The organism is Prosthecobacter gellanilyticus, assembly GCF_007992435.1.
Taxonomy (GTDB): domain Bacteria; phylum Verrucomicrobiota; class Verrucomicrobiia; order Verrucomicrobiales; family Verrucomicrobiaceae; genus Prosthecobacter; species Prosthecobacter gellanilyticus.
The window spans coordinates 1-19,664 of sequence record NZ_BKAG01000076.1 but is presented as its reverse complement, the minus strand read 5'-3'; the positions used below and the strand labels follow the sequence as shown (position 1 = coordinate 19,664).

Below are 19,664 nucleotides of genomic sequence, written 5' to 3'. Positions count from 1 at the left end.
ACTGCAACGTCGAAATCCCTTCATCACTTCTTGAGTGTGTCGATGAGATACTCCGCCGTGCCCTTGTGCTTTACGTTAGGCGCATCCTTGTAGACCAGTTCGCACTCCACGCCCAGCGTGTCGCAGTGCTCCTTCAGCTTCACGCCATAGTTGGAGGTATGCGTGGGATCCTTCTGCGGCATCCCGATCGCTGGTGAGTCGCTGTAGATCAGATACACCGGCGGATCATCCTTGCTCACCAGCTCATAGGGCGAGTACATCTTGATCCACTTCAGCACCGACTCGCGCTTCTCCAGAAACTCCGCGAAGCGCGTGTCACGCGTGGCCTTGTTCGTCGGGTCCATGAAGCCAAACGCATGACCGCCATACCGGCTGTTAGGCGTCCACTCGATCAGCTGCTTCGGATCCAGGGATGTCTGAGCGCCCACCACCGCCGCGCACCAGAGCCGGGTGGACTCACGCGCCACCGGGTCACTGCTCTTCGGCTCCGCCATGTCATCATGAAAGGCCAGATACAGGCTGCTGCACGCACCGGCGGAGCCACCGCTGGCGCCGATCCGCTGCTTATCGATGTTCCACTCCTTCGCCTTGCTGCGCACAAACTGCAGCGCCCGCGCCGCATCATCCAGCGGAGCCTTCACCGGCGGCACCACCCCGTCGATCTGGGATTGGTGCGAGTAGCGGTAGTTGATGGAGACCACGGAGATCCCCGCTTTCAAGCACTCCTCCAGACTTCCCGGGTTCGCCTTGTCACCATTCACCCAGCCACCGCCATGGATGAAGAAGAGCAGGGGTGTCGGCTTGTCAGACTCCGCCTTGTAAAAGTCCAGCACCTGTCGCTCATGCTTGCCATAGGCCACATTCGCCTCCGTCGGCGGCCGTGAAGGTTTGGGCACCGCCTTCGGAGCCGCTGGCGCAGCTGGAGTTGCGGGAGCGGCAGATGGAGCCGGAGTCTGGGCAGACACCGAAACAGCACAAAGAAGCGACAGAAGGGGCGCGAGGTTGGGACGCATTTGGAATGAACGGAGACCAAACGCGCCTCTTGCTCAGGAAGAGCCTTGATCAAACTCCATCTGTCCGGCATCTCTGGAAGCAAGATCGTCAGGAGATGATGGTGCGCATTCGTGTCATCACTGTCGGTTTTGTCGACCATCCATCACTCCTGCCAAAAGATGACCATACACGAGATGCCAGTTAAGTGGGACGCGATCCAGTATCTTCCTGACGAATTGGTGTGGATGATTCCGAGTTCTACCTATCAGGGGTACGAGATCATTGTCGCAGGAGACTCCAGGCAGCCAGATCAGCACCTCTTGGAGTTTGCGAAGCGGATCATGGAGTGTCGTGATCACTGGGTTTCACAGTCGAGAGATTTCCTTTGGAGCTTCATCGACCGCTCCAAATTTCCGCCAGCAGATGAAAATTGGTATGCGGACGCATTCCGGTTTGAATCCCCAGGTTTGTTCACCATTGAGTTCTCTCACGTCGCTGATCCCTACGGTCTTTGGACCGTGATGCTACGCCTGTGCCGCCAGGATGAAGAAGGGCTCGGCTCTTATGCCGTTCATGAGTTTCGTCGTTGCAACTCATGACAGCAAAACAGCCGCCGAAGTATTGGTGATTTACTTTTTGTTAGGTTATTGGGGCGGCCTCGCAGGCCGCCCCCTGCCTGCGGAGCCTCAGTTCACCGCCTCGATCAACACCGTTCCTGAGCGGCCGGTTCCAGGGAAGTAGCCGCGGCCATAGCCGTAGTTGCCCTGGAGAAAGACCCCGTAGAAGTTCGTGAACTTGGTGGAGCCTGGAGCCTTGATCTTGCCGCTGAACCAGCCGGTCTTCGGGTCGATGGTGATGGCGCAGCCCTGCGGATTGGCGCCGGGGAAGGTGACCTTGTTCGTCTCCGAGAGGAGCAGGGTGTTGCTGGTGCCATCGAGAGTGGTGCCGCCGCTGATGAAGCGCACGCTGCCATCTCCCAGGGAGGCCTGGATGGGTGCGGTGACCCGCTGCCCCGTGGCCGGTGGCGTGTAGCGCACGGCCTGGGAGTCGATGTATTGGAACGGCAGGGCTGGATAGATCGCATCCGTCGGACGCCAGGGCTTCAGCCAGTAGAAGGTGGTCTGCCCGCCGGGCTGCTGGGGGCCGAGGCCGAAGTCACAGAGACCCCAGAGAGTTCCGGTGTTCTTGTAGAGCGGCAGGACGAAGGCACACTCTCCCGCGATGTAGCCGTCTGGGTCAGACTGGCTGATGCGACTGGAGGCGGTGATGGTCTGCTCGTCCGAGGTGCGGCCCACAAAGCGCACGCTGCCGTCTCCGAGCACCTTGCTGGTCATGACGCCTGGCATCCTCACACCGTCACCACCAAACCCCTGCAACCAGTGGGTGTAGTCTCCCATCTGCGGGGAGATGCTGGTCTTGCCGTCATACACCAGCCTCCGGATGGTGCCTCCGGCGAGGTCGCCCTCAGGATCACGCAGCGTGACAGTGCAGCGTGCCCAGCCTTCCGCAAAGGTGAGAAGCAGGCCGATGGACGGGCGGCCATTGCGGGCAAAGCTGGCCACCAGCCGGCCATCGGCACCAAACACACCGCTGAAGCGGTAGGTCACGCCCATGTGGTCCACCGTGCCGCTGGCACCACCGATGCCGGTGACGGTGCATTTCACCAGCGCTCCCTGGCCATTCATGGTGGCCAGCCCGCAGTAACCGCCGGGATTGGGCACGAAGAAGTTGTTATCCTCCACCAGGACGGTGGTGGTGTTGCTGTCATAGGGCACGATGCCCAGCTCCGGATTGGTTGAGAAGGTGACGGTGAAGGATTCCGGGCCTTCAAACACGCTGTCGTAATACACCGGCACCGCGATCGTGGTGCTGAGCTGCCCGGGTGCCAGATAGGCCGTGCCCGAGAGGTCCTGCATGTCCGTGCCCAGGCGGCAGGTGCCGCCATTCACCCGCCACGGCACGAGAATGGCGCTGTCACTGGCTTGAAAACGGCGCAGCTCGACGTAGGCGGTCTGGCCCTCACTCACGCGTATTTCACGCTGGGCGACACCGCAGTAGGGGAAGGTCCGCTCCTCACCGATGAGGATGGTGTTTGAGAGGCCGTCCTGGGCCGTGATACCACCGGTGACATCCGCGAAGCCGATCCCGATGGCCTCCTCAGGCTCGGTATTGATGTCCGGCAAAATGGCGATGTTGGCATAGGCGGAGCGTTCACCAAAGGGCAGGATGATCGGGGCGGCCGGGAGCTGATAGTCACTGCCAGCCGTGCCCTCCGGCAGGCCGTTGTTGAGGGGGATGCCGGCCACACGCACGGAGCCCGCGGTGAGTCCGCGCACCTTCAAGATGCGCGGGTAGACCACACCTGTGGTTTCAGAGGTGCGGTAGCTGCTTTGCGCCCAGACCAGCTCGCCGGGGTTGTTTTGCGGATACCAGGAGAGCCAGATCTGGCTGTTCGGAGAGGCCAGGGCGCCCTGGCAGGCGATGAAGTAGACCTTCCCGGCGGTGGCGTTGATGTTCACCACGGTGGAGTTGTCCAGCGCACTGCCGCTGGCCGTGCCCACGAGGCTCCCCGGTGCTCCAGAAACCACATCATACATCCGGAGGGCGAAGTTCACATAGGCAGCGCCATCCCACTGGCGCGAGCCCACGAGGTCCATGTAGTAGGCACCAGTGCTGGGAGCGGTCCACTCAAACCAGATCGCCGGATTCGCCAGGCCCAGAGTGGCTTCGGAGCTGCTGCGTGTGGCACCCTGGTCATTGACGACGACGGTGCCGCTGGCCCCGCTGATGGAGGTGGCATCGCGGTAGTAGTCATTCATCACCGTCACGAACCGCCAGGTGAAGTTGAAGGGCTGCGCCGCATCCACCACCAGGTACACCTCCTGGGTTCGATCGAGATCCACGGAGAGGCGCTCCGTGTCAAAACTGGCCGTGTTGCTGGTGCCATCCACAAAGGTCTGCAGCGGCATGGTTGTGACCGGGTTGCCAGGGAAGCGCAGCTCCGCACGCAGGCCCTGATTGTCCGTGATCTCGACAATGAATCGCCCGGTCGAAGGGGCCACGTATCGATACCAGACCGTGTTTTTGGCGGGCAGACCGGCCACGGGCGGCTCTCCCACCTCCGCCGTGCATTTGCTGCCGCCTTGATTGCCATAGCTGCCTTCACGCTCGCTCAGGAGCAGCGTGTTGCTCAGGCCGTCATTGATGGACCTCAGCTGCGCCATGGCCGCTGAGGCCAGGCAGAGCCATGAGAGGCAGGTGACGAGGAATCCTGGAGTTTTCATAGATGTGTCAGGGTTGATGTTGATGAAAAACCGCGCGGCTCCGTGAATCCAAAAGGTGAGCCAGACGATCCTCCAGCATGCGGATGCCCGAGCATGAGGGAACTTGCGCCGAAAGTGGAGAAAAAACCGCGAGCTGCCGTTCTGTCGTGTCCCTACCTCTCCGACAGTCGGAGTGTTGCATTTTGCCCGGCTGAAAATTGAGGGATGCATTCGCTTTTTAGAAAAAGTTTCAGAAATTTGTAATCACGAATTCCTTTTTCGGTAGGTGGGAGGGACGCGCTCCCTTTCGTCATCGGCACTTCTCAAAACCGCCCACTGAACCACTTTCCGCGCCCCTGATTCCATGGTGACCAAACTTCTCCCCGCCCTCGTTTCAACAGCCCTCCTGGCAGTCTCCTCGCTGCTCCATGCTGACCCCGGAGACCTGGATCTCAGTTTCATCAGCACGCTCGGCACCGGCATCACCGGGGAAAACTACCCCAGCCACAGCCCCACCGGAGCGGTGAATGCCGTGGCGCTACAGCCAGACGGCCACATCCTGGTGGGCGGAAACCGCTCCCGCTATGACAACGCAGGCGAGCTCACCGCGCTGAAACGGCTGAACACGGACGGCACATTGGACACCAACTTTGCCCCCAGCGAGTTCTACACCAGCGGCCCGCATGAGTCGAACACCAGCTTCTCCTCCGAGATCAATGTGATCCTGGTGAACAGTGACGGCTCCTTCTACATCGGCGGCGTGTTTGACAGCTATGGCAGTCCTGCCGTGGCACGCACCGCGATCGCAAAGGTGAATGAGGACGGCACCCTGGACACCGCCTTCGCCCCACCGGCCTTCAGCGGCTCGCTGCGTTACGTGAAGAGCCTGGTGCTGGACGGCCAGGGCGGCCTGCTGGTGGGCGGTGCCTTCACCGTTTCCGGCAAGCGCAATCTCGTGCGCCTGAATGCTACCACGGGCGAGCTGGACAGCAGCTTCACCGCCACCGGCGGGGCAGGGGATCTGAATGCCACGGTGGACTGCGTCAGCCTCGGCGCAGACGGGCGGATCTACGTCTCCGGCGCGAACACCCAGGGCCGCCCGTTGGCGCATCGTTTGTTCGGCAATGGCGCACGTGACGGCTCCTTCGCGGTGCCTTTTGCAAATGACTACGGCCGCGTGAACCAGGTGCTGGCGCTGCCGGACGGCCGCGTGGTCATCGGTGGTGGTTATGACCTGGCCGGACGGCCTAACGGAGACTTCATCAACGGTCTCACCAGCTCCGGCGCCCTTGACACCGCCTTCCAGACGAAGATCGGCACCGGCACGAACGGCTGGACCGGGGGTGTGCTGAAGCTCACTCCAGATGGCCGCATCCTCGCGGCGGGCATCTTCACCTCCTTCAATGGCACGCCGGTCTCCTCCATCGTCATGCTGGCCCAGGATGGCACGCGGGATGAGAGCTTCGCCCCTGCGCCTTACACCACCACGCACAATGGCTACCTCACCCACTTCTACTCCGCCGCCGTGCAGACAGACGGCATGATCGTGGCCGGTGGCTGGCTGGACCGCGTGAGTGATCCGGACCTCGAGCTGCGCAATCTCGTGCGCTTCAATGGTGACAGTGAAGTCGCCGGCGCAGGCACGCTGAAGCTCACGGCTCCGCTCGGCGTGACCACGGTGGAAAATGCAGGCAGTGTGAAGGTGCAGGTCGTGCGTCTCCCGGGCCTCTCAGGCGAGGTCACGGTGAACTACACCACCGGCGGCGGCAGCGCGGTGGCCGGCACCCACTACACCACCACTGCAGGCACACTGACCTGGGAAGATGGTGAAGGCGGTGTGAAGGAGATCAGCATCCCCCTAACGAACAATGCCGCCAACGGTGGCAGCAAGACCTTCAACGTCACGCTCTCCGGCGAGACCGGCGCTGATCTAGCGCTGCCAGCCGTCACACAGGTCACCATTCTCGATGACGAAGCTCCGCCCCTCATCACCACACCTCCGGCGAATGTCACCACGAACCAGGGAAACAGCTTCACCCTCGGCGTGACATATAACAGCGTCACTCCCGTCACTCTGCAGTGGCAGTTCAATCCCGGCACCGGCTTCACGGACATCCCTGGCGCCGTCTCCGCGAGTTACACCGTGGCCCTCTCGAACCCCGCCACTCACAACGGCACCTACCGCGTGGTCGTCTTCAATTCCGGCGGCTCCGTGACCTCCAATCCTGCCACCGTCACCGTGCTGACTCCGGCTGGCTCCTTGGCCACAGGCTTCACCTCCGGCGTGCTCAATGGCGGCATCACCTTCGCCCAGCCGGATGCCAGCGGCCGCACCATCGTGATCTCCACAAGTTCCGGAATCACGCCTCTGACACTCATCCAGAGACTGACCGCCACAGGCGCGCTCGATGCGTCCTTTGTGCAGTCCAGCCTCGGCGGCACCATCGGTGGCAGCCCCACCGGCTTGGTGGTCCTGCCAGACGGTCGCTTTGTGGTCAGTGGTTACTTCAACAACGTCACCAGCCCCTATCCTGGCAGCGCGGTGAACCGGAACATCCTGGCACGCTTCAATGCCGACGGATCCTTTGACAGCGCTTACAGCCCCAGCCTGCCGGCCAATGCGGGCACGAGCGTGTATGGCACCGCGCTGGCGCCAGGCGTGAATGGCAAGTTCTATGCGGGCTTTGACAACTCCGGCGGTCTGCGCCGCTACAATGCCGATGGCACGCTGGACAGCGGGTTCACGGCGCCCGCCGAAGTGGGTTCCGATCTCCAGGGCATGGTCCTCTCCGTGCGTGAGCTCAGCAACGGCAAGGTCCTCGTGGCGCACCGCATCGGCCGCAATGGCCAGGGCTTCACCTACAACCTCTGGCGCCTGAATGCCGACGGCACACGGGACGCCAGCTTCATCAGCCCGGGCGCAAACAGCAACATCCAGGTCATCGAGGTGCTGCCAGACGGCCGCGTGGCCATCGGCGGCCAGTTCACTTCCTTCAGCACCGCTCCCGGCATCGCGATGGAGCGTCTGGCCTTGCTGGATGCGAATGGCGCGCTGGACCTGAGCTTCCGCAGTCCGGTGCCGACGGGTGGTTCATCCAACCCGATCACGCAGATCATCCACAAGCAGGGCCGCCTCCTCGTCAGCGGCCAGTTCACCGGCTTCACGAATCCGGCGCTCACCCAGGGCGGCATCGCCAGGTTGAACCTCGATGGCACGGTGGACAGCAGCTTCGTCGTCGGCGCCGGGGCAAACAACGTGGTCAATTCCATCTTTTTGGTTGGGAACAATCAGATCTTCGCCGCCGGTGCCTTCACCCAGTTCAATGGTCAGAACGTCAACCGCGCTGTGATGCTCATTGATCCTCCGGCGCTTGGCTCCGTGGGCTTTGTGCCGCCGCGCATCACCGTCACCGAAGCCGCCACGGAGATCACCCTGACCGCGCAGCGCTTCGGCCCGGCCACGGATGCCATCTCGATCGACTGGTCCACGGCGGAGGTGACCTCCGGCACCGCCACGGCGGGCGCGGACTTCACCGCAGCCAATGGCACCCTCGTCTGGGCCGCGGGAGACACGGCCAGCAAGAGCATCCAGATCACGCTGCTGGATGACAGTGATCTCGAATCCACCGAGACCTTCCGCGTGCTGCTCGGCAGCACCAATGGTCCCGTGACCGCTGCCTCCAGCGCCACCATCACTATCCTGGACAGCAACACGCCCGTCACCTTCCCCACACAGCCGGTTGGCACCTCGCTGGTGGCCGGAGCCACGCTGAACCTCCCCGCCGCCGTCTCCAGCCCCACCCCGGTTTCCCTGCAGTGGTTCCGCAATGGCGTGCCGGTGGCAGGCGCCACCTCGGCGAATCTTTCCCTAACCAATATTACAACCTCAGGCGCCGGTCTCTATGTGCTGCATGCCACGAATGCGGCGGGCACCTTCCTTTCGAACACCGCGCAGGTGGTCATCACGCAGAACCCGGCCTCCATTGTCGGCAGCTGGCCGCTGAACCTCACCATCAATGCGGCGGTGCGCGCCATCGTCACCACGCCGGATGGCGGCGCTTACATCGGCGGTGACTTCACCAACTTCAATGGCAACACGGGCCGCAACTACCTGGTCAAGGTTTCCGCATCAGGCGTGCTCGACACCACCTTCAACCCCACACCTGATGGCACGATCTTCAAGCTGGCGCTCAGCGGTGATGGCAAGCTCTTCGTGCTGGGGAACATCACCCAGATCGGCGGCGGTGCGGCGCTCGACAACATGTTCGGTGCGGTGGATGCCACCACGGGAGCCAGGCTCGGTGCCTTCATGACGGCTCTCGGAACCGGTGCTGACAGCTTCAATGCGATCCGCTGCCTCACCATGCTGAGTGATGGTGACCTCCTGCTGGGCGGTGACTTCACCAGCTTCAACAACAACGCGAACCACAAGTATCTGGCCAAGCTGAATCCCGATGGCACGCAGGATGCCGCCTTCAACACCAGCACGGCCACCGGCACCCCAGCTCTCACCGTCACCGCAGTTGGAGCCACCCCCACTGGCGGCGGCTTCGTCGCCGGCGGCTCTATTGGTTATTCCGGCGCCACACGCTTCATCAAGTTCAATGCCGACGGCTCTCGCGATGCGACCTTCGCGCCGACGGTGAGCGGCAGCTCCAGCTTCAGCCGCATCCGCGTGCTGGCTGATGGAAGAGTCATGGCCACGGGCAGCAGCCTGCCTCCTGGAAACCGCACCATCACACTTGTGAGCGCGACAGGTAACTACGACTCCGCAGTGTATTCTGGTGCCAGCAACAACTCCTTGTCTGACTTTGTCTATCAGCCAAACGGCCGCACCATCGCTGTCGGCAGCGCTGCCTTTGTGCGCTCTCCCAGCAGCCTTGGCACTGCCGGCAGTATCGCCTCTTTAAGCACCGCCGGGGTCTATGATGGAACCTGGTATACCGGCTCGGCCTTCGCGGGTGAGGTCATCGTCGCCGAACTTGGCCTGAATGGCGAGATCTGGCTTGGCGGTGACTTCGGCGCTTACAATACCACCAGCGTGCAGCGCCTGCTGCGCATCGCTGGAAACCAGGGGGATCCTGCCATCGTGAACCCGCCGGTGACCATCGGCGTGAATGGCGGTGCCACGGCCCAGTTCGCCGTCGGCGCCATCGGCACGAACCTGACCTATCAGTGGTTCAAGGACGGCGTGCCGCTAACCAATATTGATAACGTCTCTGGCGCCACCTCCTCCATCCTCACCCTCTCCAATGTCACTGTGGCGGATGATGACACCTACACCGTCAGCGTCACCGGCGGCACGCCGTCCACCATGGTGGGCAGCGCGCCGGTGCGGCTGAACGTGCTGGGAGCACCGATCGTGGTCACCAGCCCTGGCAACGTCACACCCGCTCTGGGCTCCACCATTACCCTTGCCGCCGAAGTGCTCGCCGCCACACCCGCCAGCTATGTGTGGCGCCGCAATGGCGTGCTCATTCAGAATGGCGGACGCTACTCAGGCGCAGACACCGCCACACTCGTGATCGCCGCCGGCAACAGCGCTGACAATGGCGACTACATCCTCACCGTGACGAACTCACTCGGCACGGATGCCAGCACCGCCGCCACCGTGACGGTGAACCAGACGGCGCAGGCCCGTGACACCACACTGAGCGCGCTGAGCGCCGTCAGCGCGGGCAACGGTAGCAACAACGTCAATGCCTTCCTCCATCTGCCGGATGGCCGCACGCTGCTAGCTGGGACGAACAACTTCCGCGGTGGGGACAATGTGCAAGTGGGCGGGCTCTCCGTCATCTCGACGTCGGGGAATCTCTCGGCCCTGCCCGGGGCTTTCAGTGGTGAAGTCCGTGCCCTGCATCTGCTGGCCAATGGCAAGGTGCTGGTGGCGGGTAACTTCACCCAGGTGGGCGCGGTGCCGCGTAACCGCATCGCCCGTCTCAATGCGGATCTTACCCTGGACACCACCTTCAATCCTGCTGGCTCTGGTGCCGGCAATGTCATCAACCGCCTCGCCGTGGACACCGCAGGCCGAATCTATCTCTCCGGCAGCTTCTTCAATTACGATGGCATCAACGGCTACAGCAACTATGTGCGCCTGCTGCCGGACGGCACACTGGATCTCGACTACAAGGTCAGCTTCACGGGAGGCGTCGCGGCCATGGCTCCGCTGCCAGATGGCAAGATGCTCATCGGCGGTGTCTTCAGCCACACCTTCAACGATGTCACCACCAACAACCTCAATAATCTCTGCCGCCTGCTGCCGAGCGGGGCCATCGATCCGACCTTCACCAGCGGGCTTCCTTCGAACTATGGCTTCAACACCTTCGATGTGGATTCCATGGGCCGCATCGTAGTGGGTGCGAACAGCGTTAACGGGCAAGCCTTCTACCATCTCCTGCGCCTGCTTCCAGGTGGCGGACTCGACCCGTCCTTTAACCTCCCTGACACCATCAATAGTGAAATCTGGGTGGTGAAGGTGCTCGCAAATGGCCAGATCCTCGTCGGCGGAAGATTCACCGCGCCGACCAACCGGCTGTTCATGGTCAACACTGATGGCACCCGCGACACCACTTTCAACGTGGGCACGGGCTTCACCCACACCTCGGGATCTCCCATCGTGACCGTCATCTCACAGGACCCGCTCGGACGCATCTGGGTCGGTGGCACCGTCTTCACCAGCTACAATGGTGTGACGGCGAATGCCATCGCCGTGCTGCAGGGCCAGGGAACGCCGCTCTCCATCCTCGCGCAGCCTTTGGGCCAGACGCTGGACCTCAGTGCGACAGCCACCTTCACCGTCGCGGCCACGGGCAACAACGGCTTCACCTACCAGTGGCGCAAAGGTAATGTGGCGCTGGCCAATGGCGGCCGCATCAGCGGTGCCACCTCCGCCACGCTGAGCATCTCTGACATCGATCTCATGGATGTCGGTGCCTACTCCGTGGTCATCACCAGTCCTTCCGCCAGCATCACCAGCGCGAATGCGGAACTGGCCATCCTCTCCACGCCGGAGATCCTCAGCAATCCGGTGGCACTCAGCCGTGATGTGGGCGGCACGGCCGTCTTTGCCGGCAAGGCCAAGGGTGCAGGCACGCTGCTCTATCAGTGGTTCCTCTTTGACACCGCTCTCGTGAACGGCACCGGCATCGCCGGCGCCACTACACCCACACTCACACTGACTGGCGTCGACTTTGCGGATGCCGGTAATTACCGCCTCCGCGTGCAGAACCACCTCGGCACCGCCTTCACCACCACCGCGAACCTGCGCGTGGAGAAGCGGCCGGGGGCGCTCGCCGCCGGTCTGCCTGGCGCCACCACCGCCAACGGCGCTGTGCTCGCCATCCTGCACCTTGCCGACGGCTCCATGCTCATCGGCGGCCAGTTCACCACCATCACCGTCAACGGCGTCGCCAACAATCGCAGCCGCCTTGCCCGCTTCCTCGCCGACGGCACGCTCGACCCGCTCTTCACTCCCACCGTGCCCAGCACTGTCCGCGCCATCGCGCAGGATGGCGCCGACCGTGTCTTTATCGCGGGCGACTTCAACGGCTCAGTCACCATCGGCGGCGTCACCGCCACCCGGATCCGCGTCGCCCGCCTCACCAGCGCGCTCGTGCTCGACACCGCCTTCGACACCTCCACGGCCGGCCCCAACGCCAACATCAATGCCCTCGCCCCCACCGAAGACGGCGGTGTTTATGTTGGCGGTTTCTTTGGCTTCAACGCCGTGGGCCCCACTGCTGTAAACCGCGTCGCCCGACTCAACGCCTCTGGCGCGCTCGACACCGCCTTCAACGTCCCCAGCAGCGTCGTCAACAATGAGGTCAAGGCACTCCTCCGCCGCTCTGATGGCGAGCTCTACATCGGCGGCACCTTCGGCACAGTTCTCGTTACCACTGTCGGCGGTCGCGACACCGCCTTCACAGCTTTCACCACCGGCCTTTTCGTTCAGGCCCAGGCCTTCCTCCTCCTTCCCGACGACTCGCTCCTCGTTGCCGGCAATAGCATTTACCTGCGACGCCTCAACGCCAACACGGGGGCCAGCCTCGCCGACTACTCTGCGGGCCACTCCAGCCAAGTCAATGCCCTCGCCCGCCAGGCGGACGGCAAACTGCTCTCTGGTTCTATCGGCCCCTTCAAGCGCACCAATCCAGCGACAGGCCTCGATGACACCGGCTTCGCCAACTTCAACTCCACCATTTCCGCCCTCGCCGTGGACGGTTCCGGCCGCATCTGGGTCGGCGGCTTCTTCAGCCAATACGGGAGCGTCTCCCAAAGTAACTTCGCCATCCTGAACGGCGGCGAACTTGACAGCCGTGATGGCCTGCTCACCCCGCAGACCATCACCTTCGACGCGATCAACAACCGCACCTTCAATCCAGCGGCGAACAGCTTCACCATCACCGCCCCGACCTCCACCTCTGGCCTAACGGTAAGTGTGGCAGTGACCAGCGGCCCTGCCACCATCAGCGGTAACACGGTCACCATCACTGGTGCTGGCTCAGTGACTCTCACGGCCACGCAGGCTGGTGATGCCACCTATGCCTCCGCCTCCCTCGCACGCACCTTCACGGTCGGGAAAGCGGATCAGACGATCAACTTCGCCGCGCTGGGCAACCGCGCCGCCAGCAGCGCTCCCTTCAACCTGAATGCCACCGCCACCTCGGGGCTGGCAGTGTCCTACAGCATCTCGGGTCCGGCCACGCTGAATGGCAACCAGGTCACTCTCACGGGTGCAGTCGGCACGGTGGTGATCCAGGCCACGCAGGCTGGTGATGCCAGCTGGAACCCGGCCGTGGCTGTGCAGCAGAGCTTCGAGACCACGGACCAGCCGGTCATTCCCGTGGCGCAGGCCATCACCTGGGCTCCACCCGCCAGCCTTTTCCAGAGCCAGCTTCCGTTCGCCCTCGGCGGCACCGCTTCCTCCGGTCTGCCCATCACCTACACCGTCATCTCGGGAACAGGCAGCGTCGCCAATGGCAGCCTCACCAGCGCCATCAATGGCACGCTGAAAATCCGCGCCACGCAGGCTGGGAACAGCAACTACCTCGCCGCCGCCGTCGTGGAAAAGACCATCACCGTGAAGGCAGACCCGACCACGCTCACACTCATCAATCTCTCCCAGGTCTACACCGGCACACCACGTCCGGTCAGCATCCTCCCCAGCGGGCCCGGCACCATGTTCTACACCATCAACAAGGTCAAAGGCACCACCGCACCGGTGAATGTCGGCACCTATGCGGTGGAATACGTCAACGGCAGCGTGAAGAAGGCGGGCTCGCTCGTCATCACGAAGGCGCCTCTGCGTGTCATTCCAGACAGTCTGCGCCGCTTTGTCGGCCAGGACAATCCCGCCCCGCTGCCCTTCAGCTATGATGGCTTCCTCGGCAGTGACACCAGCGGGAACTCCGTGAGCAAAGCCCCGGTCATCACCACCACCGCCACGAAGACCAGCCCTGGTGGAACCTACCCCATCAAGGCCACCGGCGGCACCTCGGCCAACTACGCCTTCGTCTATGTGAACGGCACCATGATCGTGGAGACCTTCGCAGGCATGTATGAGGCTCTCCTGAAGGCACCCGACACCGCGCCTGATGACTTCCGCCCCGTCGGCAAGGTGGAAATCACCGTGCTGGCGAACAGCACCGGCTTCACCGGCAAGATGACCACCGCCAAGGAACTCACGGCCGTGTCCTTCAAAGGCAGCCTCACACCTAACTATGGAGCTGAAACAGCCACCGCCACCGTCAGCACCGTGCTGGGCAAGGCACCGAACACCGTCACCTACACCTTTGAGCTGAACTTTGAGCTCAATGAAGACACCGGCATCGTCGTCAAGCGCGCGCAGGGCGTGGCAGCCGCCCAGGACTTCGGCTCCAACCCGAATGGCCGCAAGCTGCAGCTGCTGACTGGCAAGCCAGCCGTGCTCTATGCGGGGGCCCACACCATCCTGCTCACACCCACCGCGTATCGCACCTCCGGCGTGCTGCCGCTTCCCGCCGGTTATGGTTACGCCACCGGCGTGATCGATGCCAAGGGCAAGCTCACCGTCACCGGCGCGCTGGCAGATGGCACCAAGATCACCGCCGCGCTTCTGCCAGATGCGGATGCGGGCTACCGCCTCTATCTCGTCCCCTACACGGGCCGTCTCGACAGCTACTTCGCCACGGAGTTCCTGCTGGAGGCGCACCCCGACCTTCCTGGCCGCATGTATGTCCCGGGCGGCACCCAGGGTTACGAATGGTCCAAGGCCGCGAAGACCACGGATGTGAACTACAAGAACGGCTTCCAGGACACACGTGGCTCCATCTTCTTCGACCCATGGCAGGCACCCGTCACCAAGCCCGCCGTCATCACCCTGCGCCAGCGTCTGGATCTCAATGCCACCGGCGACCTCGTGATCGCCTATGACGGCCAGCCCCCGACCCTCAACATCAGCGGCCAGGCCTTCGCCGCCGCTATCGATGCCACCGGCAAGGTCACCGCGGAGGCAAACACCCGCGCCTGGAAGATGACCGTCGCCGCCGCCACCGGCATCTTCACCGGCAGCCACACCGCCACAGACACCAACAACAAGCCCGTCACTGTGAACTTCACCGGCATCATGCGCCAGCCCCCGCTCGCGGAGCCGTCACCCGAGCTCATCGGCGGCGGTTACGGCCTCACCCCGCAGCTCAGCGGCCAGCTGAACGGCACCACCTCCAGCGCCATCTGGTTCGAGTGACCGGCTTGACCTGACCCTCCTCCAATCAGCGGCGCATCGCAAGATGCGCCGCTTTTTGTTAGGCAATGGATCCTGAATTTCGCGAAGCGTCCCGGAGTGCGCCGGTCCTCCGGCGCTTTCATCAGGGCGGGTGATGATCAATGGCCGGAGGACATATTGACCTCAAATGACCTTCTCGGCCAGCTTGCGCGCGAGTCCCTAGTCAGGCCTTCCAGAGCGCCAGAGGACAGGCGCACAACGACGCTTCGCGACTCCTGCTCCCTGTGCCGAACAAATAATGTGGAAATATTTGCTGAAATTTTTCTACCCTAATCTTTCTACATTATCTCTTTGCCCACTCCCCAATCACCTCTTCTCCAGCGAGATCGCCTTGTAGCAGTAATGCTCCAAAAGAGACGACTTCAGCCCCTTGACCTCCGGACGCAGCAGGAAGTTCCGCACATACCAGTAGATCGGCAGCACGGGCAGCTCATCCAGCAGAAGGGCCTCCGCCTCCTTCAGCATTCCCAGTCTTTTAGTGAGGTCAGGCTCGCGCAGAGAAGACTGCATGAGCTCGTCATAGCGCTTGTTAGACCAGCCCGTCTGGTTGTTGCCATCGCCCGTCTGCCAGAGGCTGAGGAAGGTGAAGGGATCCAGGTAGTCTCCCACCCAGCCGGCGCGGCACACCTCGTAGTTCCCCTTGCGCTGCGAGTCCAGATACACGCTCCAGTCCTGGTTTAGCACAGACACCTGGATGCCCAGGTTCTTCTTCCACATCTCCTGGATCGCCTCGGCGATGGTGCGGTGCGCCTCCAGCGTGTTGATGAGGATCTCAAACTTCGGAAAACCCTTCCCGCCAGGGTAACCCGCCTCCGCCAGCAGCCTCCGGGCCTCCTCCGGATTGAAGCTTAATACGTTAGGCGGCTCATAGCCTTGCCCGGCCCCCGGTGGTGTGAAGCCCGTGGTCGGCTTCTGTCCCGCGCGCAGCACATTCTTGATGAGCCCCTCGCGATCGATCGCCAGCGCCAGCGCCTTGCGCACCAGCTTGTTGTTCATCGGCGCCTTCGTCGTGTTCACCCGGTAAAAGTAGGTACTCAGCAGCGCGTTCTCATGGAAGAACTCCGGCTGCTTTTCCCGATACACCGGCACCTGCGCCAGCGGCATGGTCTCCGTCTTGTGGATCTGCCCGTCACTGAAGGCGCGCTCCTCCGTGGCATCACTCACGATCGGGATGAAGCTGATCTTGTTCAGCTTCACCGTCGCCGCGTCCCAGTAGTGCGGATTGCGCTCCACCGTGATGCTGTGCGTGAACCGCCACTCCTTGAGCTTGAAAGAACCATTGCCCACATGATTGCCCGCGCGCGTCCAGTGCGTGTCACGATCCGTCATCTGGCCAAAGCGCTCGATTACATGCCGTGGCAGCGGATACCACGCATAGTGCTTCAGCATGGACGGCAGATACGGCGCCGGACCATTCAGCGTAAGCTTCAGCGTGCGGTCATCCACCGCCTGCACACCCACCTCGGCAAAGCTCTTGACCACGCCCTTGTTAAACTCGCTGGCATTCTTCAGCAGGAAAAGCATCTCCGCATACTCCGCGCCCAGCGCTGGTGAAAGCATGCGTTGATACGACCACACAAAATCATGCGCGGTGAGCGGCGTGCCATCACTCCACTTCGCCTCAGGGCGGATGTGGAAGATCCACGTGATGTAATCCGTCGTGTCCCAGCTTGAGGCCACCCCCGGACCATCCGCATCCGAATTCTCCACCGTCGGAGCCACCAGACCTTCGAAGAGCGCATCGAAGATGTGATGCTCCGGCGTGCCCGTGGCCAGATGCGGATCCAGCGTGGCTGGCTCGGCCCCATTGCCCACAATGTAGTGCCCCTCGCTCGTGGCCACATCCACCCGCAGCGGACGCTGCGAGCGGCTGCGATGAAACTGCATCACCCCGAAGAGGATGAAAGCGATGAGGAGACTGCGGACGATCCAGGCGCGCATACGTGAAAAGAGTGACGAGCCTGGGACTCTGGAGGAGAATTGTCAATGCGTCCGGCGCATCACATTCCTGAGTGTTTCTGCCACAGTGCGGCGTTCTTTGGCACCATCATGAACCGCCGCTCCATCCTCGCCGCCCTGCCTGCCGTCCTAGCCACCGCGCCTGCGTTCGCCGCAGATAAAAAATGGCGCGTAGGCGTGATTGGTCACACCGGCCGCGGAAACTACGGGCACGGGCTGGACACCATGTGGCTGCTGCTGCCGGAGACGGAGATCGTCGGCGTGGCAGATGCCGATGAAAAGGGCCTGGAAGCCGAGCTGAAGAAGCTGAAAGTCAGCGCAGGCTTCGCCGACTACCGGAAGATGCTCGCCGAGACCAAGCCGGAGATCGTGGCCATCGGCCCGCGTCACATCGACCAGCATCGTGACATGATCCTCGCCGCCATCGAGGCCGGGGCCAAAGGCATCTACATGGAGAAGCCCTTCTGCCGCAGCCTGGTGGAGGCGGACGAGATCCTCGCAGCCTGTGAGAAGAGCGGCGTGAAGCTCAGCCTCGCGCATCGGAATCGCTTCCATCCCGTGATGAAGACCGTGAAGAAGCTCATCGAGGAAGGCCTGATCGGCCGTGTGCTGGAGATGCGCGGTCGTGGCAAGGAAGACCCGCGTGGTGGCAGCCTGGACCTCTGGGTGCTCGGCACCCACGTCATGAACCTCGCCTTCTATTTCGGCGGCGATCCCGTCTCATGCAGTGCCGTGGTGAAGCAGGACGGCCACCTCGTCACCAAGGCAGATGTGAAAGAGGGCGACGAAGGCATCGGCCCCTTCGCAGGCAGTGAGGTGCATGCACGCTTTGAGCTGAAGGACGGCACCACCGCTTACTTTGACTCCATCAAGGAGGCCGGTGTGCGTGAGGCAGGCTTCGGTCTGCAGATCATCGGCACCAAGGGCATCCTCGACTTCCGCATTGATAAAGAACCGCTCGTCAGTCTGCTGCCTGGAAATCCCTTCCAGCCCGTGGCCGAGCCGCGCGCCTGGGTGCCTGTGACCACCGGCGGAGTGAACAAGCCCGAGCCCATCAAGGACCTCGGCAAGTTCCTCTCCAGTCACATGGCCGCCGGTCGCGATCTCATCGCCGCCATTCAGGAAAACCGCGCGCCTCTGTGTGACGTGCAGCAGGGCCGTCAGACCATTGAGATGGTGAGCGCCGTGTTTGAGTCCCATCGTCTCGGTGGCGAACGTGTCACCTTCCCGCTGAAGACCCGCGTGAATCCGTTGACGCTGCTTTGATTCGTGGCAGTTCATCGGCGCACCGCTTTTCATGCACCTGCTGCGCCGCTTCATGTTCCTGGGCCTCACGCTGATCCTCCTCGGCTTCAATGGCGCTGTCTGGTGGGCGGGCCATGAGCTCGCCTCGCCCGGGCGCAGACCATTGCACGACTATCACCAGGAGTTCCTCGCGAATCCCGCCGCGCATGGTGTGAGTGTCACACCCTTCAAGCTCACGGACGGCACGCCCTGCCTGATGATGGAGCCGCTTTCAGATGGCCGTCTGGGCCAGCGCGGTGTGAAGGTGCGTGAGCAGCTCACTGCTGGAAATGCCCCGCTGCCACAGGCCGGAAAGATCATCGGCACACTCGTGCTCGTGCATGGTCGCAAAGGCCGGAAGGAAGACTACCTCTTGATCGGCGAACGTCTCTGCGCCGCCGGCTTCCGCTGCCTGCTGCCAGACATGCCCGCGCATGGCGAGCACCCCGCCACCACCATCACCTTCGGCCTCCGTGAGTCAGAGCTTCCCTCCCAGGTCCTCGCCGAAGCGGCTAACCAATTTCAATTCAACGCTCAACCCTGCGGCCTGCTCGGCATGTCCATGGGTGGCGCCGTCTCCATGCATGCCGCCGCACGTGACGATGCGCCGTGGCAGGCCCTGGTCATCATCAGCAGCTTTGACCGGCTGGATGAGACCATTCAAAACAACGTCTCACGGCGGGTGGGCTCCTGGTTAGGCCCCGTCTGGCAGTGGGGTGCCGGCATCATCTATGAGCACCAGACCGGCATCGAGCTGAAGGACATCCGCTCTGACCTCGCCGCTTCCCGCCTCAAGATTCCCGTGCTCATGGCGCATGGCACCGTGGACAAAGTCGTGCCCATGGATGCAGGACGTCGTCTCTATGATGCGCTGCCCGCCACCCTGGAAAAGCAGTGGGTGGAGATCCCCGGCGCGGACCATGACAACGTGCTCATCACCGACTTCCCCATCTACGCCACCGTCGCCCGCTGGATGCTCGACCACGTGAAACCTGCCCCATGAAGCTTTACACCTACCAAGCCTGCTCCACCTGCCGCAACGCCGTGAAGTGGCTCCGCGCCAAAGGCATCTCCTTTGACGAGATCCCTATTCGCGAGACCCCGCCAAGCATCCCCGAACTGCGCGCCATGCTCGCCGCCCATGACGGCGAGCTGCGCCCGCTCTTCAACACCTCCGGCCAGGACTACCGCGCCATGGACCTCAAAGACAAGCTCCCCTCCATGACTAAGGACGAGGCCCTAAAACTCCTCTCCGAGCACGGAAACCTCGTCAAACGCCCCTTCGCCATCGACACCAAGCGCGGCATCCACCTCACCGGCTTCAAAGAAGACGCCTGGGCCAAAGCATTGGGATGAACTGAGAAACTTGATGTTAGGTCATCGGCCTCGATTATCGCGGA

At 62.6% G+C, this 19,664-nt stretch carries 8 protein-coding genes; 5 read left to right on the top strand and 3 right to left on the bottom strand.

The genetic code is table 11. From position 1 onward, the window contains the following. Nucleotides 1-23: 23 nt before the first annotated feature. Nucleotides 24-1,013 carry an alpha/beta hydrolase family protein gene (locus BGE01nite_RS27315; protein ID WP_146855850.1) on the bottom strand — a complete coding sequence of 330 codons (990 nt, stop codon included), beginning with the start codon at nt 1,011-1,013 and terminating at the stop codon, nt 24-26. 111 nt (nt 1,014-1,124) lie between these two features. Between BGE01nite_RS27315 and BGE01nite_RS27310 the strand changes: the two genes are divergently transcribed. After that, nucleotides 1,125-1,592, top strand: coding sequence for a hypothetical protein (locus BGE01nite_RS27310; protein ID WP_146855848.1), 468 nt, complete (start codon nt 1,125-1,127; stop codon nt 1,590-1,592). A gap of 87 nt (nt 1,593-1,679) precedes the next feature. Here the strand turns inward: BGE01nite_RS27310 and BGE01nite_RS27305 are convergent, their stop codons facing one another. Beyond that, nucleotides 1,680-4,277, bottom strand: a complete 2,598-nt coding sequence (locus BGE01nite_RS27305; protein ID WP_170267104.1) for a Calx-beta domain-containing protein — start codon at nt 4,275-4,277, stop codon at nt 1,680-1,682. A gap of 343 nt (nt 4,278-4,620) precedes the next feature. On the opposite strand from BGE01nite_RS27305, the gene BGE01nite_RS27300 reads away from it, so the two are divergent. Continuing rightward, entirely contained in the window at nt 4,621-14,982 is a 10,362-nt protein-coding gene (locus BGE01nite_RS27300) for a Calx-beta domain-containing protein (protein WP_146855844.1), read from the top strand. Between the two features lie 345 nt (nt 14,983-15,327). Here BGE01nite_RS27300 and BGE01nite_RS27295 read toward each other — a convergent pair whose 3' ends face one another. Further along, complete coding sequence (locus BGE01nite_RS27295; protein ID WP_146855842.1) at nt 15,328-16,962, bottom strand: peptide ABC transporter substrate-binding protein; 1,635 nt, start codon at nt 16,960-16,962, stop codon at nt 15,328-15,330. 108 nt (nt 16,963-17,070) lie between these two features. Between BGE01nite_RS27295 and BGE01nite_RS27290 the strand changes: the two genes are divergently transcribed. The 3 genes from BGE01nite_RS27290 to BGE01nite_RS27280 are packed head-to-tail and all read left to right on the top strand — an operon-like array spanning nt 17,071 to nt 19,620. Further along, nucleotides 17,071-18,246 (top strand): Gfo/Idh/MocA family protein, encoded by a 1,176-nt coding sequence (locus tag BGE01nite_RS27290; protein WP_146855840.1) that lies wholly within the window; start codon nt 17,071-17,073, stop codon nt 18,244-18,246. Between the two features lie 31 nt (nt 18,247-18,277). Next, nucleotides 18,278-19,267, top strand: a complete 990-nt coding sequence (locus BGE01nite_RS27285) for an alpha/beta hydrolase (RefSeq protein WP_146855838.1) — start codon at nt 18,278-18,280, stop codon at nt 19,265-19,267. Beyond that, a complete protein-coding gene (locus tag BGE01nite_RS27280) occupies nt 19,264-19,620 on the top strand; it encodes an arsenate reductase family protein (RefSeq protein ID WP_146855836.1) in 357 nt (118 codons plus the stop codon). The genes BGE01nite_RS27285 and BGE01nite_RS27280 overlap by 4 nt, the downstream gene beginning before the upstream one ends. Nucleotides 19,621-19,664: the final 44 nt, after the last annotated feature.